Annotated in this window: 29 protein-coding genes; 14 read left to right on the top strand and 15 right to left on the bottom strand. The window is 64.1% G+C overall.

Going from position 1 to position 26,607, the window contains the following annotated elements:
* Positions 1 to 90 precede the first annotated feature (90 nt).
* Both NT26_RS11715 and NT26_RS11710 read right to left on the bottom strand, forming a co-directional pair.
* Positions 91 to 1,746 carry a PQQ-dependent sugar dehydrogenase gene (locus NT26_RS11715; RefSeq protein WP_052642116.1) on the bottom strand — a complete coding sequence of 552 codons (1,656 nt, stop codon included), beginning with the start codon at positions 1,744 to 1,746 and terminating at the stop codon, positions 91 to 93.
* A 5-nt stretch (positions 1,747 to 1,751) separates the two neighbouring features.
* Positions 1,752 to 2,198 (bottom strand): DUF2231 domain-containing protein, encoded by a 447-nt coding sequence (locus NT26_RS11710; RefSeq protein ID WP_052638991.1) that lies wholly within the window; start codon positions 2,196 to 2,198, stop codon positions 1,752 to 1,754.
* 164 nt (positions 2,199 to 2,362) lie between these two features.
* Between NT26_RS11710 and glpK the strand changes: the two genes are divergently transcribed.
* On the top strand, positions 2,363 to 3,856 hold the full coding sequence (glpK, locus tag NT26_RS11705; RefSeq protein WP_052638990.1) for a glycerol kinase GlpK: 1,494 nt from the start codon (positions 2,363 to 2,365) through the stop codon (positions 3,854 to 3,856).
* 13 nt (positions 3,857 to 3,869) lie between these two features.
* Here the strand turns inward: glpK and NT26_RS11700 are convergent, their stop codons facing one another.
* The 5 genes from NT26_RS11700 to NT26_RS11680 all read right to left on the bottom strand — a co-directional run bounded on the left by NT26_RS11700 (position 3,870) and on the right by NT26_RS11680 (position 6,853).
* Positions 3,870 to 4,421, bottom strand: coding sequence for an SH3 domain-containing protein (locus NT26_RS11700; RefSeq protein WP_052638989.1), 552 nt, complete (start codon positions 4,419 to 4,421; stop codon positions 3,870 to 3,872).
* A gap of 37 nt (positions 4,422 to 4,458) precedes the next feature.
* Positions 4,459 to 4,950 (bottom strand): invasion associated locus B family protein, encoded by a 492-nt coding sequence (locus tag NT26_RS11695; protein WP_052638988.1) that lies wholly within the window; start codon positions 4,948 to 4,950, stop codon positions 4,459 to 4,461.
* A 210-nt stretch (positions 4,951 to 5,160) separates the two neighbouring features.
* Complete coding sequence (locus NT26_RS11690) at positions 5,161 to 5,592, bottom strand: VOC family protein (RefSeq protein WP_052638987.1); 432 nt, start codon at positions 5,590 to 5,592, stop codon at positions 5,161 to 5,163.
* Between the two features lie 88 nt (positions 5,593 to 5,680).
* A complete protein-coding gene (locus NT26_RS11685; RefSeq protein WP_052638986.1) occupies positions 5,681 to 6,136 on the bottom strand; it encodes a GFA family protein in 456 nt (151 codons plus the stop codon).
* 12 nt (positions 6,137 to 6,148) lie between these two features.
* A complete protein-coding gene (locus NT26_RS11680; RefSeq protein WP_052638985.1) occupies positions 6,149 to 6,853 on the bottom strand; it encodes a glutathione S-transferase N-terminal domain-containing protein in 705 nt (234 codons plus the stop codon).
* Between the two features lie 277 nt (positions 6,854 to 7,130).
* On the opposite strand from NT26_RS11680, the gene NT26_RS11675 reads away from it, so the two are divergent.
* The 5 genes from NT26_RS11675 to NT26_RS11655 all read left to right on the top strand — a co-directional run bounded on the left by NT26_RS11675 (position 7,131) and on the right by NT26_RS11655 (position 11,638).
* Entirely contained in the window at positions 7,131 to 8,804 is a 1,674-nt protein-coding gene (locus NT26_RS11675) for a BCCT family transporter (protein ID WP_082077805.1), read from the top strand.
* 86 nt (positions 8,805 to 8,890) lie between these two features.
* On the top strand, positions 8,891 to 9,265 hold the full coding sequence (locus NT26_RS11670; RefSeq protein WP_052638983.1) for a YciI family protein: 375 nt from the start codon (positions 8,891 to 8,893) through the stop codon (positions 9,263 to 9,265).
* Positions 9,262 to 10,512 (top strand): RNA polymerase sigma factor, encoded by a 1,251-nt coding sequence (locus NT26_RS11665; protein WP_052638982.1) that lies wholly within the window; start codon positions 9,262 to 9,264, stop codon positions 10,510 to 10,512. Before NT26_RS11670 ends, NT26_RS11665 begins: the two co-directional genes overlap by 4 nt.
* 84 nt (positions 10,513 to 10,596) lie before the next feature.
* Positions 10,597 to 11,067, top strand: a complete 471-nt coding sequence (locus NT26_RS11660) for an SRPBCC family protein (RefSeq protein WP_052642114.1) — start codon at positions 10,597 to 10,599, stop codon at positions 11,065 to 11,067.
* A gap of 142 nt (positions 11,068 to 11,209) precedes the next feature.
* Entirely contained in the window at positions 11,210 to 11,638 is a 429-nt protein-coding gene (locus tag NT26_RS11655) for a hypothetical protein (protein WP_152338611.1), read from the top strand.
* A 78-nt stretch (positions 11,639 to 11,716) separates the two neighbouring features.
* Here NT26_RS11655 and NT26_RS11650 read toward each other — a convergent pair whose 3' ends face one another.
* Positions 11,717 to 12,373, bottom strand: coding sequence for a DUF2306 domain-containing protein (locus NT26_RS11650; RefSeq protein WP_197570685.1), 657 nt, complete (start codon positions 12,371 to 12,373; stop codon positions 11,717 to 11,719).
* Positions 12,374 to 12,527: 154 nt separating this feature from the next.
* On the opposite strand from NT26_RS11650, the gene NT26_RS11645 reads away from it, so the two are divergent.
* Entirely contained in the window at positions 12,528 to 13,268 is a 741-nt protein-coding gene (locus tag NT26_RS11645; protein ID WP_052638980.1) for a LytTR family DNA-binding domain-containing protein, read from the top strand.
* 61 nt (positions 13,269 to 13,329) lie between these two features.
* Here NT26_RS11645 and NT26_RS11640 read toward each other — a convergent pair whose 3' ends face one another.
* Entirely contained in the window at positions 13,330 to 14,406 is a 1,077-nt protein-coding gene (locus NT26_RS11640) for a class I SAM-dependent methyltransferase (protein WP_052638979.1), read from the bottom strand.
* Between the two features lie 184 nt (positions 14,407 to 14,590).
* On the opposite strand from NT26_RS11640, the gene NT26_RS11635 reads away from it, so the two are divergent.
* Complete coding sequence (locus tag NT26_RS11635) at positions 14,591 to 15,670, top strand: GlxA family transcriptional regulator (RefSeq protein ID WP_052638978.1); 1,080 nt, start codon at positions 14,591 to 14,593, stop codon at positions 15,668 to 15,670.
* Positions 15,671 to 15,700: 30 nt separating this feature from the next.
* On the opposite strand, the gene NT26_RS11630 is transcribed toward NT26_RS11635, so the two are convergent.
* Positions 15,701 to 16,600 (bottom strand): hypothetical protein, encoded by a 900-nt coding sequence (locus NT26_RS11630; RefSeq protein WP_052638977.1) that lies wholly within the window; start codon positions 16,598 to 16,600, stop codon positions 15,701 to 15,703.
* Between the two features lie 149 nt (positions 16,601 to 16,749).
* On the opposite strand from NT26_RS11630, the gene NT26_RS11625 reads away from it, so the two are divergent.
* Both NT26_RS11625 and map read left to right on the top strand, forming a co-directional pair.
* The gene (locus tag NT26_RS11625) at positions 16,750 to 17,820 is read left to right on the top strand and encodes an LLM class flavin-dependent oxidoreductase (RefSeq protein WP_052638976.1); all 1,071 of its coding nucleotides are present in this window, start codon (positions 16,750 to 16,752) and stop codon (positions 17,818 to 17,820) included.
* A 4-nt stretch (positions 17,821 to 17,824) separates the two neighbouring features.
* Positions 17,825 to 18,580, top strand: coding sequence for a type I methionyl aminopeptidase (gene map, locus NT26_RS11620; protein WP_052638975.1), 756 nt, complete (start codon positions 17,825 to 17,827; stop codon positions 18,578 to 18,580).
* A 412-nt stretch (positions 18,581 to 18,992) separates the two neighbouring features.
* Here the strand turns inward: map and NT26_RS11615 are convergent, their stop codons facing one another.
* Positions 18,993 to 19,817, bottom strand: coding sequence for a manganese catalase family protein (locus NT26_RS11615; protein ID WP_052638974.1), 825 nt, complete (start codon positions 19,815 to 19,817; stop codon positions 18,993 to 18,995).
* 144 nt (positions 19,818 to 19,961) lie between these two features.
* On the bottom strand, positions 19,962 to 20,693 hold the full coding sequence (locus tag NT26_RS11610; protein ID WP_052638973.1) for a glutathione S-transferase family protein: 732 nt from the start codon (positions 20,691 to 20,693) through the stop codon (positions 19,962 to 19,964).
* 109 nt (positions 20,694 to 20,802) lie between these two features.
* Here NT26_RS11610 and NT26_RS11605 point away from each other — a divergent pair, with 109 nt between their 5' ends.
* From NT26_RS11605 to sbmA, 3 genes are all read left to right on the top strand, one after another.
* Positions 20,803 to 21,150 carry a winged helix-turn-helix transcriptional regulator gene (locus tag NT26_RS11605; protein ID WP_052638972.1) on the top strand — a complete coding sequence of 116 codons (348 nt, stop codon included), beginning with the start codon at positions 20,803 to 20,805 and terminating at the stop codon, positions 21,148 to 21,150.
* A gap of 99 nt (positions 21,151 to 21,249) precedes the next feature.
* Complete coding sequence (locus NT26_RS11600; RefSeq protein WP_052642110.1) at positions 21,250 to 22,434, top strand: YbfB/YjiJ family MFS transporter; 1,185 nt, start codon at positions 21,250 to 21,252, stop codon at positions 22,432 to 22,434.
* Between the two features lie 148 nt (positions 22,435 to 22,582).
* A complete protein-coding gene (gene sbmA, locus NT26_RS11595; RefSeq protein WP_052638971.1) occupies positions 22,583 to 23,860 on the top strand; it encodes a peptide antibiotic transporter SbmA in 1,278 nt (425 codons plus the stop codon).
* Between the two features lie 345 nt (positions 23,861 to 24,205).
* Here the strand turns inward: sbmA and mazF are convergent, their stop codons facing one another.
* From mazF to NT26_RS11580, 3 genes are read right to left on the bottom strand one after another with little or no spacing between them, the layout of a single operon-like run.
* Positions 24,206 to 24,571, bottom strand: a complete 366-nt coding sequence (gene mazF / locus NT26_RS11590; protein ID WP_052638970.1) for a type II toxin-antitoxin system toxin MazF — start codon at positions 24,569 to 24,571, stop codon at positions 24,206 to 24,208.
* Positions 24,571 to 24,831, bottom strand: coding sequence for a type II toxin-antitoxin system antitoxin MazE (mazE, locus tag NT26_RS11585; RefSeq protein WP_052638969.1), 261 nt, complete (start codon positions 24,829 to 24,831; stop codon positions 24,571 to 24,573). The genes mazF and mazE overlap by 1 nt, the downstream gene beginning before the upstream one ends.
* A 59-nt stretch (positions 24,832 to 24,890) precedes the next feature.
* Positions 24,891 to 25,877: a polysaccharide deacetylase family protein gene (locus tag NT26_RS11580; RefSeq protein WP_052638968.1), complete on the bottom strand. Its 987-nt coding sequence runs from the start codon at positions 25,875 to 25,877 to the stop codon at positions 24,891 to 24,893.
* 128 nt (positions 25,878 to 26,005) lie between these two features.
* Here NT26_RS11580 and NT26_RS11575 point away from each other — a divergent pair, with 128 nt between their 5' ends.
* Positions 26,006 to 26,590 carry an NnrU family protein gene (locus NT26_RS11575; RefSeq protein WP_052638967.1) on the top strand — a complete coding sequence of 195 codons (585 nt, stop codon included), beginning with the start codon at positions 26,006 to 26,008 and terminating at the stop codon, positions 26,588 to 26,590.
* Positions 26,591 to 26,607 lie beyond the last annotated feature (17 nt).

Below are 26,607 nucleotides of genomic sequence, written 5' to 3'. Positions count from 1 at the left end.
CGATGCCATGTCGCTCGCCGCCAGTCCATCAGTGGCAGCGAGCGAGATGCCGGCCGCCGGGGAGAAGGCAGCCGAAAGGAAGGACCTTGATCAGCCGCCCGGCTGGACGGCCGCTTCAGGTTCAGTCGCCGGCACGTCCGTCTGCGGCGGCGCCGGGCGCTCGCCATCTGGCGCGGCTTCGGGAGCCTCACCGGCCGGCGGGGTTTCGGGGTTCGCAGGCTCCGCCGGAACAGCGCCCGGGATCGCCGCAGGCGGCGTGTCCGGAGCTGTTGCAGGCGGAGCGGCTGCGGGTGCCGTGCCCTCAGCGGTGCCCGGTTCTGTCGCCGGAGAGGGCGCAGCCGTGCCGGCTCCAGCGGGGGCGGCACCGCTTGCTGCACCCTGCGGCGGCTGGTCCGTGGCAATCGGCTCCGGAATGGTCGTGCCGTCGGCCGGTGCAACGCGCCAGACCGTGTTGCCGGAATCATCGGCGACGAGCAGTGCTCCCGTACCGTCGATCCCGACACCGACCGGCCTGCCGCGGGCATTGTCGCCGTCGAGGAAGCCGGTCACCACGTCCTGCGCCATGCCGGACGGCTTGCCGTTCTCGAAGGGGATATAGACGACCTTGTAGCCGTTGAAGGCGCTACGGTTCCAGCTGCCGTGCTCGCCGACGAAGGCGCCGTTGGCATAGGGTTCCGGCATGGCCGATCCGTTGGTGAAGGTCATGCCGAGGGCAGCCACGTGGCTCGACAGCGCATAGTCGGGCTTGATTGCCTTCTCGACCAGCTCCGGCCGCGGCGGATGCACGCGTTCGTCCACGTGGTCGCCGAAATAGCTCCAGGGCCAGCCGTAGAAGCCTCCGTCCTGGACGGATGTCATGTAGTCGGGAACAAGGTTCGGGCCGAGTTCGTCGCGCTCGTTGATGACGGCCCAGAGTTCCCCGGACTCGGGATGAAAGGTGAGGCCGTTCGGGTTGCGTAGCCCCGAGGCAAAGATGCGCGAGGCACCGGTTTCCCGGTCGACCTGCCAGATGGCGGCACGGCCTTTCTCGGCCTCCAGCCCGCGTTCCCCGGCATTGGAATTGGAGCCGACGGAGGCGTAGAGGAAGCGGCCGTCCGGGCTGAGTGCCAGGTCCTTGGTCCAGTGGTGGTTGATCGGCCCGCCAGGAAGAGGGGTCAGCACGTCAGGTTCGCCGCCAATGGTCGTCTCGCCGAGCCGGTATGGATAGGCGAGGATGGCGTCGGCAGCGGCGACGTAGAGCGTATCATCGGCCCAGGCCACGCCGAAGGGCGAGTTCAGCTTGGTCAACAGGTCGTGGCGCTCATCCACCTCGCCGTCACGGTTCGTATCGCGCAGCAGAGTGATGAGATTGCTCTCCTTCTGGGCGCCACCGCCTCCGCCACGGGCCATCGACATGATGAAGCCGCGCACATAGTCCTTGGGCCGCTCGGTCGGCTTGCCTTCCGGTGCCTTGCCCTGCACCACGAGGACGTCGCCGTTCGGCAGCGTGTGCACGGTGCGCGGATTGGCAAGATCGGTGGCGTAGGCGGAGATCGTCAGCCCTTCGGGCACGGTGGGGGTCTCGCCGTCCTGCCAGCCGACCACTTCGGCCACCTTCAGGTCCGGGAGGAGTTCCGTCGATGGCTCGGGCAGCACCGGGTCGGGGCCAATCTGCTGGCTGACGTCGAAATTGCCGTTCTCTTCACTGCAGCCCACAAGCGAGAGCGCCAGGAGCGAGACTGTGGCGAGGGTGGAGGTTCTGCTCATAAAAGTCATCGTTCGACACTCCAGATCACGCGGGACCGTCGGCGGGCGGCAAGGATCACGGTCAGGACCGCCAGCACGACGGTGACGACGGAAAGGATGAGGCCGTTCGGCACGACTGCGGTCCAGCCGTCGCCTGCATGGACGAAGCTGTTGACGACGGCCACGGCAAGCATCAGGGCATAGCCGATGGCGGCTGCCCAACCGGGCCCCAGGATGCGCGTCGAGCGGCGCAGCATGTCGACGAGCCCGGCCAGCAAACCAACGGCGCCGACGATCAGGCCGAAGAAGAGAAGCCAGGACGAGAAGTTGCTCCACATCAGGAACGAGGTTCGCCAGTAGGCGATGTCGGTTACCAGTGCGAGCGTGAAACAGACGAAGGGAAAGGGCACGAAGAAGGTCCGAAGTGGAAACCCGGCCCTTCCGGTCGTGGTGGTGGTATAGGTGGTGGTCATCTCGGCGCCTCGATGCGAGTGGGTCGGACACGACTGTTACGGCTGACGACGATATTTGTTCCAAGGCTTTGTCGGCGTTCCATCCTTTCGGCCTCTGCCGTTGACAGCCCTTCTGCGCATCTGCTCAAACCTTGGCCAGGAATGAGGAGCATGAGGAGGGACCTATGGCTGGTTATGTGCTGGCGATCGACCAGGGAACGACGTCCAGTCGCGCGATCGTTTTCGACGGGAACATGAAGATCGCCGGGGTCGGCCAGAAGGAGTTCACGCAGATCTTCCCGAAGTCCGGCTGGGTCGAACACGACCCCGAGGAAATCTGGGGGAGCGTGGTGCTGACGATCCGCCAGGCGATCCGCAAGGCCGGCATCCGGGCCTCCGACATTGCCGCGATCGGCATCACCAACCAGCGCGAGACGGTCGTGGTCTGGGAGCGCGAGACCGGCCAGGCGATCCACAATGCCATCGTCTGGCAGGACCGGCGTACGGCGGGCGACTGCGAGCGGATGAAGGGGGAGGGGCTGGAGACGCTCTTCACAGAAAGGACCGGCCTGCTACTCGATCCTTATTTTTCCGGTACGAAGCTCTCCTGGTTGCTCAAGAACGTCGAGGGTGCCAGGTCGCGGGCGGCGAATGGCGACCTCTGCTTCGGCACCATCGACACCTACCTCATCTGGCGGCTGACCGGTGGCCGGAGTTTCGTCACCGACGCCACCAATGCCTCGCGCACGCTGATCTACAACATCGCGGAGAACCGTTGGGACGATGACCTTCTCGCGATCCTGGACATTCCCGCCGCCATGCTGCCGGAAGTGAAGGATTGCGCCGATGATTTCGGGGTAACCGACGAGCGGCTGTTCGGCGCAGCAATCCCGATCCTCGGGGTTGCCGGCGACCAGCAGGCGGCGACGATCGGTCAGGCCTGCTTCGAGCCCGGCATGATCAAGTCCACCTATGGGACCGGCTGCTTCGCGGTGCTGAACACAGGCTCCGAGATCGTGCCATCTAAGAACCGCCTGCTGACGACAATCGCCTACCGCCTGGACGGCGAAACCACCTATGCGCTGGAAGGCTCGATCTTCATCGCCGGCGCCGCCGTGCAATGGCTGCGCGACGGGCTGGGGATCATCCGCAAGGCGGAACAGACCGGGCAACTGGCCGACAGTGCAGATCCGGAGCAGGCCGTCTATCTCGTGCCGGCCTTTACCGGCCTCGGCGCCCCCCATTGGGACGCCGAAGCGCGCGGCGCGATCTTCGGCCTCACCCGCAATACGGGGCCGGCGGAACTGTCGCGGGCTGCGCTGGAGGCGGTCTGCTACCAGACCCGCGACCTCCTCGATGCCATGCACAAGGACTGGCAGAGCGATGGCCGGCAGACTGTGCTGCGGGTGGACGGCGGCATGGTAGCCTCCGACTGGACGATGCAGCGGCTCGCCGATCTGCTCGACGCCCCCGTCGATCGCCCGACCATCCTCGAGACCACGGCTCTTGGCGCCGCCTGGCTTGCCGGTTCAAAGGCGGGCGTCTGGCCGGGGAGGGAAGAGTTCGCGCGCCGCTGGGCCCGCCAGCGCTGCTTCGAGCCGCAGATGGACGATGATGTGAGGGAGGCGAAGATCCGCGGCTGGAAGGACGCCGTCAGGCGGACCCTGACCGGAGGATGACGGCGCCCGGGTGCTATTTGAAGCGCTCGCCGGGATAGACGCCCCAGAGAGACGACTGGTCGACATAGCCTTCGACGCCGTTGCGTGGCAGGCTGACCTCGCACCACCGGCCGTCGCAGGTCTTCACCTGCATCAAGACCCTGGGGGAGAGCTGTGCCCGGACCGCTGCGCCGGACGAAGCGGATCGTCTGAGCGGGATCGGTTCGTCGAGCCATGGCCCGACGATGGCCGTCCGGTCTCCGGACAGAAGCGCTCCGGACATCCAGCCGCTGACGCCCTCGAAGTCGCGTACGCGGCGCCAGTTGCCGTATTCCTCGGTGATTTCCAGCGGCAGGCCTCGCTGCGTATAGAGCCAGCTGGTGGCATAATCGGTGGACGGACCGATGCGCATGCGCGCCTTGGCAGCCTTCAGCGAGACAAACCGTGGAACGGCGTAGCCGGTTTCCCGGCCGCTGCGGAAGCCGGAGCCGGCATCCGCAGCGATTGCCAGCGGCAGGCCGGCCAGCAGGGCGGCGACTGCAACGAGACCGGCCGCGCAATGGAGTGTAAATCTTCTGCCGTTCATGCGGGTGCGAATGTCGTGCAGGCGAGCTTCGCCGCGATCAGTTGCACTTGCGCACTTCGTTCAGCGCAGCGGTCACGCCCTTCAGGGAGTAGGCATAGCTGGTATTGGTGCCGCGCTGCGAGGTCGCCTCGATGACGAGTTCGCGACCGGCCCGCATGGCGTTGACCATTTCCGGCTCATTCGCCTGGTTCTTCACCCAGGCAGCGTTGTCCTTCGGCGCCATGGTAAAGCTCTTGTCGTCGACACGTACCCTGACCTCGGCCGACGGATTGAGGGTGTAGCCCATGATAGCCTGCGGCGCGTAGCTCGATCCCTGCGGTGCAACCAGCACGAAATTGTCCCCATGGTTGACGTTGCCCGGCTGCTTGGTCACGGGAACCGATAGCGCGTAGCAGTTCTTCTGGCCGTTCTGGGTATAGGAATAGACGCCCCAGGCATCGAATTGCTTGATCCTGGTGGGCTGTGCGCTGGCGACCGCGGCCGATCCGAGCATGAGCGAAAGAGCAAAGCAGCACGTCCGGGTGAACATCTTGCCTCCATCTGTTTGCGTGCGTGGATGATGGCCCGCATGTCGCTGCGCAGCCGTCTCTGATAAGGCTCTAATACAGATGGCGAGGGTTACCGGGAAGTTAAAAGCCGACCCAAAATAGTGCGTCTCCCGCTCACAAAGGGGTGAGGAGGAGCGTGAACGAGGGCGGGCGGCCGCGCCGTCCACCCTCTCTTCAGGACATGCGCCAACTTATGACGTCACGGGCTCGTTCATCGCCCAGAGGACCCCGAAAGGGTCGCGCAGCTGGCCGTAGCGGTCACCCCAGAACATTACCTGGAGCTCCGTCACCACCTCCATGCCGGCATCCACAGCGCGCTTCCACCAGGTGTCGATGCCCTCGACCGGCAGCATGACCGTGAAGGCCTGCGGCTTTTCGAGCGGATAGCCGTAGTCCGGGTAGGGGTCGCACAGCATCAGCGAACCGCCGTTGATGTAAAGATGCACGTGCATGGTCCGGCCCTGATCGTCCGGCGGATGGGCGCCCGCGAAGGTGGCATCCAGAGCGCGCTTGTAAAAGTCGGCCGCCTTCATTGCTCCGTCCACCTGCAGGTAGGCGACAATGCCGCCCTTTACCGGTTCGGCTTCCTGCTGTGGCGTATTGGCTTCGACAGTCGTGTCCATCTCATTACCCTCCTGTTGCTCGCCCGCGTGGGCGGGTGCTTCAAGGACGGCTCAGGGGAGGCCGCGCCGACACGTCGGAGCGAAATTTTCAGGCGCGCGCCAGGAACTCCTTCGTCAGCGCCTCATAGGCTTCCATGGGCGGGAACTCCGGGAAGCTGTGGGTGGCGCTGGTCGTAGCCCAGGGAAGCTTGGCGCTCGTGTAGGTTTCGACAAAGGGGGAAAACCATGAGGCGTCGTCGAGCATAGTCGGTCGTATGTTGACAAAGGCATCGATGAAGGTCGCCTTGGTGAACATCCAGCTCTTGCAGTGCGGGCAGTGGTAGTGCTGGACATCGTCGCCGTGTGCGCCGCCGATCACCGGTTCTCCCTCGAGCACCTCGAACCCCTCGGACGGAATGGCGGCGCTGCAGGAAAAGGCGCTGGCGCTCATCTTCTGGCAGCCGCGGCAGTGGCAGGCCATGGTCAGAAGCGGCGGCGCGCTGATGCGGATGCGAACCTGACCGCAACGGCAGGAACCCTCCATCGGCAGGACTGGCATGGGCATGAGGTCTCCTCCCTACGGTCTCGTCGGAATGGTCAGCCCACGGTCTACCGCGGGTCTCGCGAGACCTCGCTCCAGCCATAGGGGCACGTGCTTCAACTCGTCGTACTGGACCAGTTCGCCGGCGCCATAGAAGCCGATCAGGTTGCGAACCCAGCCCAGCATGGCGATGTCGGCGATCGTGTACTCGTCGCCCATGATCCAGTCGCGGCCGCCGAGCCGGGTCTCCAGTACCCGGATCAGACGGGCGCTCTCCTTGGCGTAGCGGTCGCGCGGGCGCTTGTCCTCGTAGTCCTTGCCGGCGAACCTGTGGAAGAAGCCGAGCTGGCCGAACATCGGGCCCATACCGCCCATCTGCCACATCACCCACTGGATTGCCTGGTAGCGTGCGGCTGGATCGGCAGGAAGGAGCTTGCCGGTCTTTTCCGCCAGGTAGACCAGGATCGCGCCGCTCTCGAACAGCGCCAGAGGCTGCCCGTTGGGGCCGTCAGGATCGAGGATCGCCGGGATCTTGCCGTTCGGGTTCAGCGACAGGTATTCCGGATCCCAGGTCTCGTCCTGGCCGATCTCGATGTAGTGCGGTTCGTGGGGCAGGCCCGTCTCCTCCAGCATGATCGACACCTTCACGCCGTTCGGTGTCGGTGCCGAGTAGAGCTGGAGGATGTCCGGGTTCTTCGCCGGCCAGCGGCTGGTGATCGGGAACGTGGAGAGATCGGCCATAGGTCCTCGCAGGCGTTGCAGTCGTGCAGAACTATAGAGCGCCGGGTAATGGATGCCAGTCGAGCGCCTGAGGTTTTGCGGCCGAAATGTGGCGGAAGGGGTTGCCCTTGCGAGGCGGCTGCGCCATCTACGCCCTCCTGATGCTGGCCTGCCTCCCGCTTCGCGTGGGCAAGGCGAGGCTGCCGCGATTAAGCGTGTGCGACGTGCCCCGGCTTTCGCCGAACCTATCCGGACGACCCGAAGGTCGTGGCACCGGCCGAAGAAAATGGAGCAGATGATGACGGACCTGAGCGCTTCCAGCGCAGACGAAGCCATTCCCGCGCCGGAGGGCAGAACGCAGATCATCGATACCGAGTACGAGATCGGCCAGGACAACATCAACTACCGGCGGCGCTTCGTCTTCGAGCTCGACATCCACAACATCGTGTTCAGCGTCTCGGCGCTGACGATCGTCGCGTTCACCTTCCTGACGCTGATGTTCCAGACGACGCTCGGGCCGGTCTTCACCGCCATTCGCGACACGCTGACCTCGAACCTCGCCTGGTTCTTCCTTCTGGCCGGCAATATCTTCGTGATTGCCTGCGTTGCCCTGATCTTCCTGCCGGTCGGGCGTGTCAGGCTCGGCGGACCCGATGCAACGCCGGACTACAGCCGCATGTCGTGGTTCTCGATGCTCTTTGCCGCCGGCATGGGGATCGGGTTGATGTTCTACGGCGTGTCCGAGCCCCTCGGCAATTACACCGCCGCCTTTGAAGGGCCGGTGGTGGAGGACGGCGTGCGGACGGACTGGGCGCCGCTCGGTGGCGTTCCCGGTGACGAGGAGGGCGCACGCCGTCTCGCCATGGCCGCCACTATCTTCCACTGGTCGCTGCATCCCTGGGCGACCTATGCGGTCGTCGCGCTGTCGCTGGCGCTGTTTGCCTACAACAAGGGCCTGCCGCTGACGCTCCGCTCCGTCTTCTACCCGATCTTTGGCGAGCGCGTCTGGGGCTGGCCGGGCCATGTGATCGATATCCTGGCCGTCTTCGCCACCATCTTCGGCCTGTCCACATCGCTTGGCATCGGTGCCGAACAGGCGGGGGCAGGGCTTAATTTCCTCTTCGGGCTACCCTCCGGCGTCGGCATGACTGTCTTCCTGGTCATCATCATCACCGGTATCGCCACCGCCTCGGTGATCGCCGGCATGGACAAGGGCGTAAAGCGCCTCTCCGAGGCCAACATGGCGCTTGCCTTCCTGCTCCTGATGTTCGTGATCCTGGTCGGACCGACGCTGCAGATCCTGCGGAACTTCTTCCTGAACCTGCTCGCCTATGTGGAATACCTGCCGGCGCTGTCGAATCCGTTCGGCCGTAACGATGACAACTTCCGGCATGGCTGGACCGCCTTCTACTGGGCCTGGTGGATCAGCTGGTCGCCCTTCGTCGGCATGTTCATCGCCCGCGTCAGCCGGGGGCGCACGGTGCGCGAGTTCCTGATCGCGGTGCTGCTCATCCCGTCACTCGTCTCGACGATCTGGATGACGGCGCTCGGCGGCACGGCGATCAGCCAGGTGGTTTCGCAGGGGCTGACCTCGGTGCAGGACGCGGCGCTCGAGATCCAGCTCTTCGAGATGCTGGCGCACCTGCCGCTGACGCAGCTCACCTCGCTGATCGGCATCATCCTGGTGATCGTCTTCTTCGTCACCTCGTCCGATTCCGGCTCGCTGGTGATCGACACGATCGCGGCCGGCGGCAAGGTGAATGCGCCGGTTCCGCAACGCGTCTTCTGGGCGACGTTCGAGGGACTGGTTGCGATCGCCCTGATGCTGGGCGGCGGGCTTGCGGCGCTGCAGGCCATGGCGGTCTCCACCGGCTTTCCGTTTGCCATCGTGCTGCTCGCGGCGACCTGGTGCCTGTTCAAGGGCCTGATGGCGGAACCGCGGCCGCTCTCCGGGACGCCCAAAGCCGCCTGAGGCAGGCTGCCGGCCGCAGATTTTTTTGCTGCGGCCGGTCGGCGGTGGCGCTACTCCTTCGTCTTCCAACGGAGAAGGAGTTGACGATGCTTTACGCAATCCTCTGCTATGCCGACGAGGAAAAGGTCTTTGCCTGGTCGAAGGAGGAAGAGGCGGCCGTGATGGGGCGTCTCCAGGCCGTGCAGGAGCCGCTCGCAAAGGCCGGCAAGCTCGGGCCCACCGGACGGCTGATGCCGACGACGGCAGCCACCACGGTGCGCAAGGGCAGGGACGAGCCGCTGGTCGTCGATGGCCCCTTTGCCGAGACGAAGGAAGTGCTGCTCGGCTTCTATACCGTCGACGTCGAGAACCTCGATGAGGCGATCGCCTTTTCCAAGGAACTCTCTGCCGTCAACCCCGGCTCCACGTCCTATGAAATCCGGCCCTTCTACGTCTTCCATCCCGGGAGTTCCCCCACATGAAGGACCTCGCCTGGATCGATCTTGCGCTGACGGCGGCCCGGCCGCAGGCCATGGGCGCTCTCTTGCGCTATTTCCGTGACCTCGACACGGCGGAAGAGGCGTTCCAGGAGGCGTGCCTGAGGGCGATCCGAACCTGGCCTGACAAGGGGCCGCCGCGCGATCCGACCGCATGGCTGATCTTCGTCGGCCGGAACAGCGGCGTCGACCAGATCCGCAAGACGGCGCGCAACACCGCGCTGCCGGACGAGAAGGTGCTGTCCGACCTCTCCGATGCCGAGGCCGACATGGCCGAGCGGCTCGACAGCTCGCATTACCGCGACGACATCCTGCGGCTGATGTTCATCTGCTGCCATCCGGACCTGCCGGCGACGCAGCAGATCGCGCTGGCGCTCCGGATCGTGTCCGGCATCAGCGTCGCCCAGATCGCACGCGCCTTCATCGTGTCGGAAAGCGCGATGGAGCAAAGGATCACCCGGGCGAAGGCGCGCGTCGCCAAGGCGGGACTGCCGTTCGAGGCGCCAAGCGCCGCCGAGCGGGCCGAGCGGCTGCCGCCGGTCATGGCGATGATCTACCTCGTCTTCAACGAGGGCTATTCCGCGGGCATGAGCAATCCCGATGTTGCGGCGCTTTGCGAGGAGGCGATCCGGCTCGCGCGTCTGCTTCAGCGGATCTTCCCGGCCGAGCCCGAGATCATGGGGCTTGCCGCGCTGATGCTGCTGCAGCATTCCCGCCGCGAGGCACGCTATGACGGAGAGGGCCAGATCATCCTGCTCGAGGACCAGGACCGCTCGCTCTGGGACCGCCGGCAGATCGACGAGGCGCTGGCGCTGCTCGACAAAGCGATCCGCCACCGCAAGCCAGGGCCCTACCAGGTCCAGGCGGCAATCGCCGCGCTGCATGCACGTGCCCTGACGGCGGACGAGACGGACTGGAAGGAGATCGAACTCCTCTACCAGCTCCTGGAAAAGCTCAACCCGTCGCCGGTCGTCTCGCTGAACCGGGTCGTCGCCTTTTCGAAGCTGCGCGGCCCCGTCGAGGCGCTCACCATGCTGGAACCGCTGGCGGATGCGCTCGATGGATACTTCTATTTCCACGGCGTGCGCGGCGCGCTGCTTGCCCAGACGGGCGAGACGAGGGAGGCGAGGGAGGCGTTCGGCCGGGCGATCTCCCTTGCCCGCTCGCCGGCGGAGGCCGCCCATGTGCGGCTGGAACTGGACAAGCTGAAGGAAGAAGCCATCCTCTCCTGAAATCTTCACCTCGCCATGTCGGCAAACGCCACCGTCATCCGTCCTTGGGACATCACCAGATCATCGGAGGGATTGAAGATGGACATGACGAACAAGACACCGGGCCACGAACTCGTTCTGGTGCGCGAATTCGATGCGCCGCGCGAGAAGGTCTACAAGGCCTGGACCACGCCGGAACTGATGAAGGTGTGGTTCTGCCCGGAGCCCTGGAAGGTGACCGAGGCCGATCTCGATCTTCGCGCCGGCGGGCGCTGCAATATCGTCATGGAGGGGCCGAACGGCGAGGTCATCCCGAACCGGGGCGTCTACCTCGAACTGGTCGAAAACGAGAAGCTGGTGGTGACCGACGCCTTTACCGAAGGCTGGGTCCCGACGGACAAGCCCTTCATGGTGGCGACCGTGCTCCTGGAGGAACTGCCGGGCGGGCGCACCCGCTATACCGCCAGGGCACTGCACTGGACGGAAGAGGACAAGAAGGCCCACGAAGAGATGGGCTTCCACGAAGGCTGGGGCAAGGCAGCCGACCAACTGGCTGCGTTGCTGGCGCGGATGTGAACGGGCGCCAGTCGAAGACGAGAGGGAAGGGGTGATCCCTTCCCATCTTCGGGTTGAAGCGATTGGTCTCCAAGTGTCCGGTAGGCCATGCCCTCCGCGCCAAGGCCTAATCTGGTTCATGAGAGACGCAAGAAACCGTCTGTTGAGCCGAAGCGAAACTCATGCAGACATGGGCGGCACTCGTTTCCACATCTTCGGCTCGACCATGAAAGCTCTGCCTCTCGCTATCGCATCGTTTCTTCTGTTTGCCGCTGCGGCCTCCGCCCAGCCTGCGCCATCGCTCTACACGACCTGCGAAAAGCTGGTGGAGGACTTGAAGGATTTCCATCCCCCTGAGGGCGATCTCGTCGTTATTGAGGTGACCGGCCGGCTGGAAGTGGCCGAGACCGGTGACGGCCTCGCCTATATGGGCGTCTGCGGAAACCAGGCGCCGAAGGTCATGTGCGTCACCTACAAGCTGAACGGGTTCGACGTCGGCGATCGCGTCACGGTCACCGGCTCCTTTCGGCGGCTGGAGCCGGACTTCATCGTGCTCGACCCCTGCCTGAACTCGCCTCCGGGAGGGGAGTAAGCCAGTTCCGGAAGCACATGAACTGCTTCTCGCTTCGATTCCGCTATCATGCGCAAGCGATTGACCACGCTTGTCTATTCAACCCATTTGATCCAGCTGGACCTGTCGCGTCTCGCGCCTTGGGCGGTCGCTGCGGGCGAGGTAGAGCTCGGCGAGGATCAGGTTCGGCACCCAGGCCAGGAAGGAGATGATCGGGTAGCTGACATCGAAGGGGATGCTGAGCGCCCCGGCAATTGCGAGATAGACGCGCAGGTTGACGGCCGCAAAGGTGAGGGCCCAGGAGCGGATCATCCAGCGGCGGTGGTCGGGGAAGCGGCGCTCGCGAGCCCGCTGCCAGCCATAGCTGATCGTGACGGCCCAGATCGCCGACAGGCTGCCGAAACCGGCCATGGCGACCGGACCCATCGTGGTGCCAAGCGCGAGGGCCAGCCCGGTGACGGCGCCGATCAGGCAGGCGACGGCATAGACGCGCCCCGTCCACCGGTGTACCGCGGGCCGCGTTCTCAGCAGCCGCCCGACGAACTGGAAAGACCCGATCAGCAGGGCCGTGGCGGCGGCAGCAGCGTGGAGGGGGAGCCAGGGCATGGCAAAGGCGTTGGCGACAATCTTCGGCGGCATTGGGCCGACGCCGATGACGTAGCGATACGAGGCGGCTGCTACCGCTACGCTGGCGAAGGTAGCGATGAGCCAGGCGACATTCCCAAGCGCCGGTACGCGTTGCATGACTGCATTCATGGGGCGATCTCCACAGGTTGCTGCCAGAAAGCTCGCTTCCTGCCGAAGCGGGCGCCAGCCGGACTTCGCCAATGGTGCCATGGCTTCGCGAGCGGTGCGGGATCGGGTAGGCTCGCGTCTCGACTTCCGTCCTTCCCTGGGGCAAGAAACGGCAATGCGGCACGTCTCGGAGCTTGGCCTCTTCATCCTGATCGGCGCGGTTCTCGCGGTCCTTGGGCCCTATGGCACGGTGGCTGATCCAGTCCTTCCGCGAGCGCTCTTCTGGCTGGGCACGATCACGGCCGGCGGTGTGGTCGGGATCCTGTTCGACATGGTCGTGCAGCGAAGGCTGAAGGAGCCCTGGCTGCGCATGGCGGTCGTCTCGGTGGTGATGACGCCGGTGGTGACGCTGATCGTGCTGCAGGCGATGAACCTGCTGCTCGGTCACGACCATGCCGTCATGTCTCCCTTCACGCGGCAGCTGCTCTGGCAGGTCTTCATCGTCTGCCTGGTGGTCATGGGTCTGCGGACGCTCGTGCAGCACAGGCCTGAACCGGTGATCGAAACGCGTACCGTGATTGCGCCGCCGCTGCCGGAGGCGGAGGCGAAGCTGCGCAGCCGGCTTTCCGCCCGGCGGCGGACGGCGCGGCTGATCGCGCTGGAAGCTGACGATCATTACGTGCGGGTCCATACCGATGCTGGCATCGAGCTCCTCACCCTGCGTTTCTCCGATGCGGTGGAGGAGCTCTGTAGCGCGCATGGCTATCGCGTCCACCGGTCCTGGTGGGTGGCGGCCGATGCGATCCGTTCGGCCCGCTGGCGGCGGGGAAGCGGAGAGCTGGAGCTGGAGGACGGGTCGCTGGTTCCGATCAGCCGCAGCGGCGCGCCCTTGCTGCGCGCTGCCGGCTGGCTCTGAGGCTGGACGACGGCCGCGGGGGAGGTCTTACCCGCGGCCATCATCCGGTCCGCCGCCGTGGTCAGAGGCGGGCTTCGAGGATCAGGTTGAACGGCGTCTGCATCGCCCGGCGGAAGCGGGTGAAGCCCGCCTTGCGGAAGATGTCCTTCAACCTTGCCTCGCCGGCCTGGGCGCCAAGGACGGTGTGGCCTCCATCCGAGATGGCATGGGCGCAGCAGATGGTTGTCGAGGCCGCATAGTAGAGCCGCCCGACGGGTGAGATATTGTCCTCGACCCGGTCGTTGGCGAAGGGCTCGACGAGCATCACCGTTCCGTCCTTGGCCAGGGCTCCGGCCGCATGCGTGGCGGCTGCCACCGGATTGCCCATGTCGTGCAGGCAGTCGAAGAAGCAGATGAGGTCATAGCCGGTTCCCGGGTAGTTCTCTGCCCGTGCCGTGGAGAAGGTCACCCGGTCGGAGACGCCGGCCTCCTTCGCGACCTTGTGGGCCTCCAGCACTGACTTGTCGTGCGTGTCAAAGCCGTGGAACCTGGACTCGGGGAAGGCTTCCGCCATCAGCACGGTCGAATGGCCGTGGCCGCAGCCGACATCGGCGACCCGTGCCCCTGCCTTCAGCTTGTCGACCACCCCGTCGAGCGCCGGCAGCCATTCCGGCACGAGGCTGGCGCGGTAGGCGTTGCGGTAGAAGGACGCGACCCCGCAGAAGAGCCGGCCGTCATGGTCGCCCCAGGGAATGCCGGCGCCGGTGCGGAAGGCCTCCACCGCCTTTTCCTCGTCGGCCCACATCGAGGCCGGAGTCGCCCAGGCATTCGGGATGAACACCGGGCTGTCCTCGTTTGCCAGCACGAAGGCCTGTTCCGGCGTCAGTTCATAAGTGCCGCTGACGGCGTGGTAGGTCACATAGCCGCCCGCGACCTGCGAGTTCAGCCACTCGCGGACATAGCGTTCGGCGCAGCCGGCGCGGCTGGCAATCTCGCGGGAGGTGAGCGGCCCGCGATCTGCCATCGCCTTGTAGAGGCCGAGCCGATGGCCGAGGCTGACCATGACGCCGCCATAGCCGGCGGAGAGGTCGCTGACAACGCGGCCGACCAACGTATCAAGCTTGGCGCTGTCGATTGCCCTGGTTTGCAAGGTATCCATGATGTTTCTCCTGATTGAAAACCTCCGTTCGAGGTGAGGAGACCATCGCAGGCGGGGAGGTCAGGCGGCAGAGCGGTGCCGGCCAGAACCGGGCCATTTGCGCCATTGGATGATGAAGCGCTTCACCCACGCCATGGTGCCCGATGCGCTTCGGGCATAAGATGGTCATCGTCAGGGACGGACGATGGACAAGTCAGTCGGAGAAAAGAATGGCGGGCCGCAGCCGCTTCATGTCAGCCTCCTGGCGTTGCCGGAGGCGGCGGTGTCGACGCTGAGCGGCATCTTCGACGTCATGAACGCCTTCTCCATCGTGCCTGCCGGAGTGGGCATCCCGAAGACGCCACCGTTCCACGTCGAGATCGTCGGCGAGCGGGCCGGTCCGCTGACGCTTGCGAGCCACGTGCCGATGATGGTGCAACGGCCAATCTCAGACATCGAGCGCACCGATATCCTTATCGTACCGTCGGTGGTGCTCTCGGCAGATGGCTGGGCCAAGGGTCGCTATCCCGAGCTGGTCGACTGGTGCCGCAGGATGCACGCGAAAGGCGCCCTGATCTGCTCCGCCTGTTCGGGGATTTTCCTGCTTGCCGAAACCGGGATCTTCCATGGCGCCGACGCGACCGTCCATTTCGGCTATGCCGACACCTTCCGCCGCGCCTATCCGCAGGTGCCGATCCATCCGGAACAGGTGCTGGTGGTCGCAGGGCAGAGAGACGAGCTGATCACCTCAGGCGCTTCGATGACGTGGCACGATCTCGTGCTCTACCTGATCGCCCGTCATGCGGGGGCGACGGCGGCGCAGACGGTGGCGCGCTACTTCGCGCTGCAATGGCACCAGGACGGGCTTTCTCCCTACATGGTGTTCGAGGGCAGGCGCGACCACGGCGACCAGGCAATCCAGACAGCGCAGGACTGGCTGGCAGGCCATTTCTCCGTCGCCAATCCGCTGGAGGAGATGGCGAGGAAGGCGGGGCTCACGGAGCGGACCTTCAAGCGCCGCTTCACCCAGGCGACCGGCATGAGCCCGATCGCCTATGTCCAGCGCCTGAGGATCGAGGAGGCCAAGCGCCGGCTGGAGCGAACCGAGGCGCCGGTCGACGAGATCAGCTGGCAGGTCGGCTATGAGGAGCCGGCCTTTTTCCGCCGGCTGTTCAAGCGGGTGACGGGGCTTTCGCCCGGCGTCTACCGGCGACGATTCCAGGTGCCGGGATTTGCGCGGCAGGGGGCGCGGCGGACTCAAACCGTAGCAATTGAAGATGGCTAGAGATCACGCTCATTGTTGCGTCGCCGCGCACTACGGTCCTGCCAAAGTTCCCACGACGGAAGTTATTCCTGAGATAATCAAGCCCATGAATATTCCTCCTAATACTACCCTGTGTGTAGTGGCATTGTCCTTGTTCTCCTCAAGAACATTCACTGGGAAAGCCCACTTCAGATACATAAACAAGGCCCGATAAAGGATCAGACACATGCCGCTTGCGTAGATGAAAAATGCCACCCGGTAGGATGCGAGCGGGCCGTTAGCGGGGAAGAAGTAGTCATTGTAGACTGTCACCCAATAAAGCGCGTACGGGATAGCAACAAACCAAAGCCCGATATCGTATGCGAACTTCTCATGAATAAATGAGTGGAACCTGCGCTTGCTGCAGAGCTTGCTGGTGACAATGGTCTGCACTGCGCGGAAGTACCCAACATCATCCGCTTTGATTTCCACTAGACTTGAATTCGCTGTTGGCTCGGACACCAGAGGGTTTGGGTCAAATAACGGTGGCTTGTCGAAGTGGAGCCACACATAGAAGCGGTTACGTGGCTCTGCCCCATCAGAATGGCGTTTGAAGGCTGTGACATTGGTAAAGAGGATCGTCTTGATGGGCTGAGGCAAATGCGTTGACTCAAAAATAGTCTCGTCTTCGCCGTATGTTGTCTCTCCATCGAAGCCGATTATCGACACCGTGACGCGGAATGCGTCGTCCAGGAGAAACGTATTCCTTTTCGCAAAATCCTCTTCGCTTACCTCTTCCGGTCTTGCGAGTTTAGATATTATGGCTTCCCCCTCTTTCTGAGTGAGCGCCGTCAGTTCCCGGTAAGCTGCTTTGACAACAGATAAACTAAGTTGGCATCCTCTGATCGGAATATCGTCCGCATACCACTGGACTTTTCCCTTACTTTCCTTCCGAAGTGCGTCATCACTCATTTAGCGGCCACCAGTTATTTGTTTGGCTCCAATATTAGCCAATTGCCACACTTATCCAATCCGTCGAACGCATCGTTCGACGGATTAGCATTTGCCGATCGCGCCAGGGCTCTCTATCTCCGGGAAAACCTTCGGATTGGATGCCGCCCATGGAACTCGGACTCTATACCTTTGCCGACGTCGACCCCAATGCCGCCGACAAGGGTGCGGCGGGAGCTGAGCGGCTGAAGAACCTTCTCGAAGAGATCGAACTGGCCGACCAGGTGGGGCTCGATGTCTTCGGGCTCGGCGAGCATCACCGGCCTGACTACGTGGTTTCCTCGCCGGCGACGGTGCTGGCGGCAGCGGCGGTGAAGACGAAGAACATCCGGCTGACGAGTGCGGTCTCCGTGCTTTCCTCCGACGAGCCGGTGCGGGTCTTCCAGCAGTTTTCCACCCTCGACCTTCTCTCCAACGGCCGTGCAGAGATCATGGCCGGGCGCGGCTCCTTCATCGAATCCTTCCCGCTGTTCGGCTACGATCTCGGCGACTACGACCAGCTGTTCGCCGAAAAGCTCGACCTGTTGATGGCGATCCGCGACCAGGAAGTGGTCACCTGGACCGAAGGGCAGTTGCGGCCGCCGATCAACGGGCGCGGCGTCTACCCGCGACCGCTGCAGGAGAAGCTGCCGTTGTGGATCGCCGTTGGCGGCACGCCGCAATCGGTGGCGCGGGCGGGCGCGCTCGGCCTGCCGGTGGCGCTCGCCATCATCGGCGGCGAGTACCCGCGCTTTGCGCCGCTCTTCCACCTTTATCGCGAAGCGGCGCGGCGGGCAGGCAATGACCCTGCGACGCTGAAGACAAGCATCAACGTGCACGGCTTCATCGCCGACACGACCGAGCTTGCGGCCGACCAGTTCTACGGACCGCAGGCGGCGGTAATGGACCGCATCGGCCGCGAGCGCGGCTGGGGGCCGACCAACCGTGCGCATTACGATGCTGCGCGCGGACCCATCGGCAATCTCTTCGTCGGCGATCCGGAACTGGTGGCGGAGAAGATCGTCGCGGCTCACAAGGTGTTCGGCAATGACCGGTTCCTGATCCAGATGGCGATCGGGCTGATGCCGCACGACCAGATCATGCGCGGCATCGAGCTCTACGGCACGAAAGTCGCGCCGCTGGTCAGAAAGGCATTGACCGGCTCGGCGGATGGCGGCAAACCCGCCGCCAAAACCGGATGATGGAATGATCGTTAGAACGGAAGACGAGCTCGCCAAGCTCAAGGATGTCGGGCGCCTCTGCGCCATCTCGATCGAGACGATGGCGAAGGCGCTTGAGCCGGGTATCACCACCGCCGAGCTCGATGCGATCGGGCGCAAGGTGCTGGAGGACAATGGCGCCCAGTCCGCGCCGGAATTCTGCTACAAATTTCCGGGCGCCACTTGCATCAGCGTCAACGAGGAAGTCGCCCATGGCATTCCCGGTGCGCGGGTGATCCAGGCGGGCGATCTGGTGAATATCGACGTGTCGGCGGTGAAGGACGGCTTCTTCGGTGATGCCGGCGCGTCCTACGCGGTGCCGCCGGTGACGCGGCAAGTGGAAAAGCTCTGCCGCGACGGGCGCCGGGCGCTCTGGACCGGGCTGCAGCAGGTCAGGACCGGCCGGCCGCTTGCTGGGATCGGCAATGCGATCGGCGCCTTCGCAAAAAAGAACCGCTATACGCTGATCCAGAACCTTTCCAGCCACGGCATCGGGCTGACGCTGCACGACGAGCCCAAGGAAGTACCGACCTGGCCCGACCCGACGGAGACGCGGGTCATCGAGGAGGGGCTGGTCTTCACGGTTGAGCCCTTCCTGTCTCTCGGCGCTGACTGGGCCGAGGACGGCGACAACGGCGATCCCTGGACGCTCTACAGCGAACCGCGGGCGCCGACGGTGCAGTACGAGCACACCATCGTCGCCACGAAGAACGGGCCGATCATCCTGACGCTGCCGGATTGAGGTTCTATCGGGAGCCGCGGGATGTAAGAGCCCCTGACGGCCGGTCCATTCATTGAACCTGCACCGCCAGGGGGCACTGCACGCTTGCGAGACGATGGCTGGCGGGGCCTCATGCCCGGCCCTTGCCGACGACCTCATGTCGCCCGACCGACTCGACTGGTGGATCTAAGTCATAATCAGAGGAAAGGTTCAGATGCTGGCTGTGGGCGTGCCTGCTACTGGTCAATGAAGTGTGAAGCCGCTTGTGTAGCTGTGTCGTTTGGAGGCAGGGCTGACCGGGTTCAAGACAGAATTAGCGCCTCGTGAAATGCCGGCCTGTGGATAAGATCAAGACCCGGCGCAAAGGCGCGATCGCGAATCAATGTCAAAGGCGGGGGCGGCGCACGTGCCGCACCCGCCTTTGGTGAATCTTTTACATCTGTTCTTTCTGGGCGCCGCTGTTCGGCTTTGCGGGGCCAAGGACTGGCTTCTTGCCGAGTGGCGCCATGGGCGTCGGTTTGAATTCGCCCTTGCCGTCGATCGACGAGCCTTCCGACCAGCGGCCCGGAGCGGGATTGTCGTCGCCGACCGTGAAGCCGAGGAAGGAATAGCTGAATTCCTGGTTCTCCTGCTCCTGCGGGAAGCTGTTGGGGATCGGGAAGACATCCTGCGGGCCGCCCAGTTCCTCGAGAGCTGCCATCCACTGGTTCTGGTGCATGGTATCGCGGGCGATCAGGAAGGACAGCATGTCCTTCATGCCTGGATCATTGGTCATGTTGTAGAGGCGAACCGCCAGGATGCGGCCCGTCGACTCCGCCGTCACATTGGCCGTCATGTCGGCGGCGATATTGCCGCTGGCGTAGATATGCGACATGTCGAAGGGCACGCCGTCGGAATCGACCGGCATGGCCGAGAGACCGGCGGACAGCAGGTTCTTCAGGTTGATGCCCCCAAGCACGGCGCCGCCGACCGGGTCATTGGCGACCTCCTCGCGAAGGCTGAGCGGAGCGCCTTCGAGATTGAGGGCCACGGCCGTTGCCAGCATCTCGATATGGCCGAGTTCTTCAGCTGCGGTGTTCATCAGCAGGTCGCGAAACTTGGGATTACCGCGGGCACCGCAGGCCTGGAAGAAATACTGCATAGCGACGCGGATCTCGCCCTCGACGCCGCCGATCGCCTGCTGCAACGCACGCGCGAACAGCGGATCGGGATTTTCGACACGCACGGGATATTGCAGCTTGCCGTCGGTATAGAACATGACTCTCTCCTTCATGTTGGGGACGGGCGCCGAACAAGACGAGCCCGGCAAGGTTCCTGCGGGATTTTTGGCGGACGCGCATTTTTGTGATGCTGGCTGCGACCGCGATCGCGGGTGGCCCGATATGCGGGCCACCTCCTTTGCTCATGAGAGATGGGCAACGGGTGCGTTACAGGTTCCGAAGCGCTCGATCACGTCCGCCAGAGAGGCGTGGCCGAGGCAGGCATTGCTTCCTGGCGCATCGCAACCGCCTTCGAGCGCGGTGGCGTAAGCCACGGCGGGATCGGCTTCCAGCCTCCGCCGCAGTGCCGACAGCTTCGGCCAGCGTTCCCGGTCGGTCACCTCGTGGATATCCAGCCATCTTGCTACTCCGACGAACAGCGCATCGGCCAGCGTCGGCCGGTCGCCGACAAGGTAGGGCGTCTGCTCGATCATCGCCTCCAGCTTGTCGTGGCGCTCGATGACCGCCTCGCGCCCCGCCCGGCTCAAGGCGGCCTGATAGACCGGATCGGGATCGGCCAACTCCATCGCAGTCCAGAGCGGTGAGAAGGCGCCGGTGAAGCCGGTGTTCACATAGGCCATCAACTGGTGCATGCGATCCGCCTCTTGCGAGCGCGGATCGAAGCTGATGCGCCGCTGCGTATCCCGCGCCTCCAGCCAGGCTGCGATGGCCATTGTCTCGGACAGCGGGCGCCCGGTATCAGTGATTAGTACCGGTGTCTCGTGGCGTGCGTTGACGCGGGCGTAGGAGGGATCACGCATTTCGCCCAGCATGTCGACCCGGCACAGGCGATAGGGACTGCCTAGCCATTCGAGCGCCGCGACAAGGCCGAGCGAGCTTCCGGCAGGGAAGCCATAGAGGAGGATCGGTTCCATTCTTTCGTTCTCCGTGATTTCTGATGATCACGCTGCGCAGCGGCCTGGAAGCTAGCCGGATCGCGGCTTAAGTAAATTACGCACATTTCTGTAACCGCGGAGGATCATTATGAAGGACCTCGTCTCCCGCTGCCCCATCGAGGAGGTCATGCAGGTCCTGAGTGGCCGTTGGCCGACGCTGCTGATCTACTACCTGAAGGACGAGACCAAGCGGTTCAGCGACCTTCGCCGGGATAATCCGACTGTCTCACATCGCATGCTGGCGCTTGAACTCCGCAAACTGGAGAAGGCCGGTATCGTGCGGCGGACCAGTTACGCGGGCTATCCGCTCCGGGTGGAATATGATCTGACGCCTGCCGGGCGGCAGCTTGTGCCGCTGGTCGACGCGATCGGCGACTGGTGGGAGGACCTGCATCCCTTGAGTGGTGAGGTTGCCGAGGCCCGGTCCGTCGCGTGAGCCAGCCTGGCGAATACGGGGTGATCGATCATCTCCCATGGGGAGATGCATGAGGATTTGTGGTTTGTCGTGCCGGCGCGGTGGTGCGATAAGCCGTTCATGGCAGCACGCTTTCCTGGCGAACACGCTTCTCCCTTCCTGATCGGCGTTGCCGGCGGTGCCGCCATGGCCGCCGCAATGGGTTTCGGCCGCTTCGTCTATACGCCGATCCTGCCAGGCATGATGGAAGGGGCCTCGCTCTCCGCCGCCGATGCCGGGCTGATCGCGGGTGCAAATTTTGCCGGCTATCTCCTGGGTGCCGTGCTTGCCGGGTTCGGATGGGCAGCCGGGCGGGAGAGGGCGGTGGCAATGCTCGGCCTCGTGTCGACGGTCGTCCTGCTCGCGGCCATGGCCATGGTCGACGGCCTTGCCGCCTTCACTGTCATCCGCTTTCTCGCCGGACTGGCGAGTGCCCTCGCCATGGTCTTCACGTCGTCTATCGTGCTGGCACAGTCGGCACGCGGCGAGTCGGTGCAGATCCTGCATTTCGGCGGCGTCGGCCTTGGCATCGCGCTTTCGTCGGCGCTGGTCTTCGTCTTCAACCTGATTGCCGGAGACGGCGCCCATGGCTGGCGGAGCGAGTGGATCGGCAGTGCGGTTGCCGCTGGCATCCTCGTGATGCTTGCCATGCGGTTCCTGCCGCGCCCGACCGGCGGGCAGGCGACGGTGCGCGAGCCGCAACTTGTGTGGGAGCGGCCGCTTCTGCTGGTAACCGCGTCCTACGGACTGTTCGGCTTCGGCTACGTGATCACGGCGACGTTCCTAGTGACCATGGCGCGGGCGGCTGATGCCGGCGCCTCTGTCGAGTTCCTGGCGTGGCTGGGGACAGGTCTGGCGGCGGCCCTGTCGCTCGTTCTCTGGCGCGGGTTCGTGCGGCGGTTCGGCCTGATCGCAACCTATGCCGCCTGCATCGCCGTCGAAGCGATCGGGGTTCTGGCTTCGGTTCTGCTGCCACCGGCGGCCGGCGCGCTTGTCGGTGGCATATTTTTGGGCCTTACCTTCATGGCGGTGACGGCTTACGGCCTGCAACTCGGGCGTCGGTTGGCGGCGGACAGCCCACGGCGGGCGCTCGCATCGATGACGGCAGCCTTCGGGACAGGTCAGATCATCGGGCCGCTGCTGGCGGGTTGGCTGGCGGAGGCCAGCGGCTCCTTCACCTGGCCGACGGTGCTGGCGGCGGCCGTGCTGGCGGTTTCCGCGGCGCTGGCTGCGCCGCTTATAGCGCCCGGCCGCATAATCCGCTGAGGGTATTAGCGCCGCTTTGACCGGGCCGCTGATTACAATTGGGTAAGGGAGCGGTGACGGCATTGCTGGTCACACAGTTCTGCCCTAGTTTGCGGCCACCTAGCAGAGGCCCAGACGGGCGAAATCCAGCCAAGCGAGCCTGCCCCACGTGTTCAAGTCATTCTTCCCGCAGCCGAAGCTGTTCTTCACGTCCACCGCCATTTGGTCCATTCTCGCCATCGTGTTCTGGTACACGATGGGCGAAGACCTGGGCGCCGCCTTCGGCATGCCGCCGGTTCCCGTCAACGACGCGCCGGAGGTCGGCATATCTACCTTCTGGTCGCCGGCATTCCTGTGGTTCTACATCTACTTCGCCCTGATCACGCTGATCTTCGCGGCGTTCTGGTTCTGGTACCAGCCGCATCGCTGGCAGATGTGGTCGGTGCTCGGCTCTGCGCTCATCCTCTTCACGACCTATTTCCAGGTGCAGGTGAGTGTTGCGATCAACAACTGGTACGGGCCGTTCTGGGATCTCGTGCAGCAGGCGGTATCGCAGTCGGCGCCGGTAACGGCGGAGCAGTTCTACGGGCAGATCGCCATCTTCCTCGGGATCGCCATGGTGGCGGTGGCGGTGGCGGTCATGACGCGCTTCTTCGTCAGCCATTACATCTTCCGCTGGCGCACTGCGATGAACGAATACTACATGTCGCAGTGGCCGAAGCTGCGCCGTATCGAGGGTGCTTCCCAGCGCGTGCAGGAAGATACGATGCGCTTCTCCTCAACGGTGGAAGGGCTCGGCGTCAGCTTCATCGATTCCATCATGACGCTGATCGCGTTCACGCCGGTGCTGATGCGGCTGTCGCAGAACATCACCGAACTGCCACTGGTCGGCGAGATACCTTACCCGCTGGTGACGGCGGCCATCCTCTGGTCACTGTTCGGCACCGTCTTCCTGGCACTGGTGGGCATCAAACTGCCGGGGCTCGAATTCCGCAACCAGCGTGTCGAGGCCGCCTACCGCAAGGAGCTCGTTTATGGCGAGGACCATGCGGATCGCGCCGAACCGATGACCGTGGCGGAGTTGTTCGACAACGTGCGGCGCAACTACTTCACGCTCTATTTCCACTATCTCTATTTTAACATCGCCCGCATCTTCTACCTGCAGATCAACAACATCTTCTCGCTGCTGATCCTGGCGCCGTCGATCATCGCGGGGAAGATCTCGCTGGGGGCGCTGAACCAGATCTCCGGCGCCTTTGGTCAGGTGACGTCGTCCTTCCAGTACCTGGTTTCCTCCTGGCCGACGATCGTCGAGCTGCTATCCATCTACAAGCGCCTGCGTGCATTCGAGAAGGCGATCGACAACCAGCCTCTGCCTGAGATCGACCAGCATTATCTGGAACGGGAAGCAAGAGGCGGCGAACTGGAAGCCGACCGCCCGACCTAGCGGCAGCATGCTTGCCCGCGCCGGAGCAATCCGGGCGGTTGGGTGGGGAGAGGGCAGGCGGTGGCGTAAGGGGTTGGTGTTTCAGGCGTTCCGCCTGCCCCGGCTGCATATTCTGTCGGAAATCGTACCTGCATTTCCGGCAGTCCTCACAGCCGTCACCGGCGCCGAGCCTTAAACCCAAGTGGGCAGCCGGTTCGCGACCCGGCATCCCCTTCCGATGACGCCGCCATTGTCGCAGCATCGGCGGGCGGGGGGATGAATAGGGAGGATGGCGGTCGCTATGTCGTTGAAGATGCAGGACTGAGGCTCCGCGACGGACGGAAAACGTCCCCGCACCGAACCTGCCTAAGCTGGCTCCGGGTCGATAGCACTGACGACCCGGGCAACGATTTCCGCCATCGTCGCCTCGTCCAGTGTTTCGATGTATTGCGCCGTCCGCTGCTGTATCCGAGCCTGGATGTCGAAGCTTCGCACCTGGTTACAGACGGCGACACCGGTGGTGTCGTGGCCCGTCACCGGAACAGCGAGACCGACTTCGCGCGAGAAGGCTCCGCCTGTCGTTATCGGGACCGTCATCGAGACGCCCAGCGCATTGATCTCGCGCGGGGTGATGACAACATAGCGATGCCTGTTCTTCATCTCGCGCCCGGCGACGGGATTGGGATCGATCCAGTAAACGTCGCCGCGCTTCGGCACGTTGCTGCGGATCATCAACCGATCTCACGACCGACGGGATCGCCGTCCAGCGGTGTCGTTTCCGCAAGTTTAGCCATCTCGTCGGATCCTTTCAGCAGTTCGCCGAGCGTGTACCGTTTCCTTGCCGCCTGGACCGGGCGGGCAACGAGGGCTCCGTCGGTCACGACCAGGGACAACTGATCGCCGACTTGGGTCTGCATCAACTGCAGGAGCGCCGGCGGGATGGTGACGACTGCGGCCCCGCCCTGTCGCCTGATCTTCGTGGTGATGGTCATTGTGTCACTCCGGGTGTGCTACATATGTAGCACATTTGGAGCCAATATCCAGTCAGCTGCTACAGACCTGAGACATCTCGGCCATCGCGACCCTCCATTTCCTTTATCGCCTCGCGATAGGTGACGCAGCCGACGTCCGGTTGGCCGCAGACTTCGGTGACGAGGCGCTCCATGGCCCGCCAGTAGGCGCCCTCGTTCATCTCGACGAAATGCAGGCCGATCTGCATGGGAATGCGGTCGCCTTCATATTGCCGGTCGAAGGCCGCGCGGAAGGCGGCATAGGCGCGCTCCTCGAATTCGGCCGAGCGGCTCGGGTTCTCGACGCCGGCCGAGTGGCGGATGAAGAGATTGTAGTCCATGGCGATGATCGGGCGGCTCTTCGGTCCTTCCGGAATAAGGGGAAGACCAAAAGCAAGCACGCCCTTCCGCTCCTTCGGCATCAGCGGCCCCTTGGTCACCGTGCTGGCGTCATAGACGAAGCCTTCGGCGCGCTCGGCCTCGAACAGGCTGTCGGGGGCGGAGAGATAGGGCGCGCGAAAGCCGTCGATGCCGGCCACGAAGCCGTTCCAGCCCTCCGGTTCCTCCGCGGCAGCGTCATTCGCCGTCCAGGCGCCGGAGAGGATGGCGCGAAAGCTCTGCATCTCGTTCTTCCAGTCGGACACCGACCAGGGCGCGCCGTCGAAATGGCCGCAGGTGTGGCTGGCGATCTCATGGCCTTCCCGGTGAGCCTGCCAGACATGGGAAAGCCGGGTGCGGGCTTCCTCGCGCGTCTGCGCAAAGCCGATATTCGAGCGTCCTGCCTTGCGATCAGGGCCCTTGTAGGCAGTAGCGTCCTCGCGGGCGATGACCAGCGAGCAGGAAAGGAAATAGGTGAAGCGGATATCTGCCCTATGGGCAAAGTCTCGGCTGCGCTGCCAGAGCCGATTGTCGCCTCCGCCGTCGAAGGAGACGAGCAGGAGCTGGCGCGGCCGATTCGCCTCTTCGGCGATCGAGAGGGTGGAAAGGCCGAGGAAAAGGGCGAGGTAGAGGGAAAATCGATAAAGCATGGGCACCACGGATAAAAAGGCAGGCCACCTTGTGTGGCTCGAATGCGGCGAAGCTTTGGAGAGGCTGGCAGGTCGCGGCGTTTCCGGGTAATTCGAGAGCACGGATTCACATCAACGGGGACGTCCGCATGCTCCTGCTCGTCATCAGCCTCATCCTGTTCCTCGGTATCCACCTCACACGCGTCATCGCGCCCGGCTGGCGCGCCTCGGTCATTGCCGCAAAGGGTGAGCGCGCGTGGAAGCTCGGCTATACGCTCGCGAGCATCGCGACCCTGATCCTGGTTGTCTATGCGTTCGGACAGGCGCGGCAGGAGACCGGGGTCCTCTACACGCCGCCGGTATGGATGGCGCATCTGTCATCGCTGCTGATGCTCGTCGCGATGATCTGTCTGGTCGCGAGCCTGATGCCACCCGGCCACATAGCGACGAAAACCAAGCACCCGATGGTGTTGTCGGTGAAGATCTGGGCCTTTGCGCATCTGCTCGCCAATGGCGAGACCTCCTCCGTCATCATGTTTGCAGCCTTCCTGGCCTGGGGCGTGGTGCTGAGGATTGCCCTGAAGCGGCGCGAACGGAACGGCGAACTGGTGCGCAAGCCCTTCGTGTCTGCCCGCTATGACGCCGCTGCCGTGGTGATCGGCACCGTGGTCTACCTGCTGTTCATCTGGCGGCTGCATGTCTGGCTGATCGGCGTCCAGCCGCTGCCGATCTGAGAATCGCTGCTTCACCC

The organism is Pseudorhizobium banfieldiae, from assembly GCF_000967425.1.
Taxonomy (GTDB): Bacteria; Pseudomonadota; Alphaproteobacteria; order Rhizobiales; family Rhizobiaceae; genus Neorhizobium; species Neorhizobium banfieldiae.
The sequence above is the reverse complement of the archived record's forward strand: the minus strand, read 5'-3'. Positions and strand labels throughout refer to the sequence as shown.

Coding starts and splice junctions, on each gene's coding strand:
- NT26_RS11715 (WP_052642116.1), bottom strand. CDS start 1,746: ATGAGCAGAACCTCCACCCTCGCCACAGTCTCGCTCCTGGCGCTCTCG.
- NT26_RS11670 (WP_052638983.1), top strand. CDS start 8,891: ATGCTTTACGCAATCCTCTGCTATGCCGACGAGGAAAAGGTCTTTGCC.
- glpK (WP_052638990.1), top strand. CDS start 2,363: ATGGCTGGTTATGTGCTGGCGATCGACCAGGGAACGACGTCCAGTCGC.
- NT26_RS11665 (WP_052638982.1), top strand. CDS start 9,262: ATGAAGGACCTCGCCTGGATCGATCTTGCGCTGACGGCGGCCCGGCCG.
- NT26_RS11640 (WP_052638979.1), bottom strand. CDS start 14,406: ATGGATACCTTGCAAACCAGGGCAATCGACAGCGCCAAGCTTGATACG.
- mazE (WP_052638969.1), bottom strand. CDS start 24,831: ATGACCATCACCACGAAGATCAGGCGACAGGGCGGGGCCGCAGTCGTC.
- NT26_RS11700 (WP_052638989.1), bottom strand. CDS start 4,421: ATGAACGGCAGAAGATTTACACTCCATTGCGCGGCCGGTCTCGTTGCA.
- mazF (WP_052638970.1), bottom strand. CDS start 24,571: ATGATCCGCAGCAACGTGCCGAAGCGCGGCGACGTTTACTGGATCGAT.
- NT26_RS11675 (WP_082077805.1), top strand. CDS start 7,131: ATGACGGACCTGAGCGCTTCCAGCGCAGACGAAGCCATTCCCGCGCCG.
- NT26_RS11625 (WP_052638976.1), top strand. CDS start 16,750: ATGGAACTCGGACTCTATACCTTTGCCGACGTCGACCCCAATGCCGCC.
- NT26_RS11580 (WP_052638968.1), bottom strand. CDS start 25,877: ATGCTTTATCGATTTTCCCTCTACCTCGCCCTTTTCCTCGGCCTTTCC.
- NT26_RS11635 (WP_052638978.1), top strand. CDS start 14,591: ATGGACAAGTCAGTCGGAGAAAAGAATGGCGGGCCGCAGCCGCTTCAT.
- NT26_RS11695 (WP_052638988.1), bottom strand. CDS start 4,950: ATGTTCACCCGGACGTGCTGCTTTGCTCTTTCGCTCATGCTCGGATCG.
- NT26_RS11610 (WP_052638973.1), bottom strand. CDS start 20,693: ATGGAACCGATCCTCCTCTATGGCTTCCCTGCCGGAAGCTCGCTCGGC.
- NT26_RS11645 (WP_052638980.1), top strand. CDS start 12,528: ATGCGGCACGTCTCGGAGCTTGGCCTCTTCATCCTGATCGGCGCGGTT.
- NT26_RS11605 (WP_052638972.1), top strand. CDS start 20,803: ATGAAGGACCTCGTCTCCCGCTGCCCCATCGAGGAGGTCATGCAGGTC.
- NT26_RS11650 (WP_197570685.1), bottom strand. CDS start 12,373: ATGAATGCAGTCATGCAACGCGTACCGGCGCTTGGGAATGTCGCCTGG.
- map (WP_052638975.1), top strand. CDS start 17,825: ATGATCGTTAGAACGGAAGACGAGCTCGCCAAGCTCAAGGATGTCGGG.
- NT26_RS11680 (WP_052638985.1), bottom strand. CDS start 6,853: ATGGCCGATCTCTCCACGTTCCCGATCACCAGCCGCTGGCCGGCGAAG.
- NT26_RS11685 (WP_052638986.1), bottom strand. CDS start 6,136: ATGCCCATGCCAGTCCTGCCGATGGAGGGTTCCTGCCGTTGCGGTCAG.
- NT26_RS11575 (WP_052638967.1), top strand. CDS start 26,006: ATGCTCCTGCTCGTCATCAGCCTCATCCTGTTCCTCGGTATCCACCTC.
- NT26_RS11615 (WP_052638974.1), bottom strand. CDS start 19,817: ATGTTCTATACCGACGGCAAGCTGCAATATCCCGTGCGTGTCGAAAAT.
- NT26_RS11600 (WP_052642110.1), top strand. CDS start 21,250: ATGGCAGCACGCTTTCCTGGCGAACACGCTTCTCCCTTCCTGATCGGC.
- NT26_RS11660 (WP_052642114.1), top strand. CDS start 10,597: ATGACGAACAAGACACCGGGCCACGAACTCGTTCTGGTGCGCGAATTC.
- NT26_RS11690 (WP_052638987.1), bottom strand. CDS start 5,592: ATGGACACGACTGTCGAAGCCAATACGCCACAGCAGGAAGCCGAACCG.
- NT26_RS11710 (WP_052638991.1), bottom strand. CDS start 2,198: ATGACCACCACCTATACCACCACCACGACCGGAAGGGCCGGGTTTCCA.
- NT26_RS11630 (WP_052638977.1), bottom strand. CDS start 16,600: ATGAGTGATGACGCACTTCGGAAGGAAAGTAAGGGAAAAGTCCAGTGG.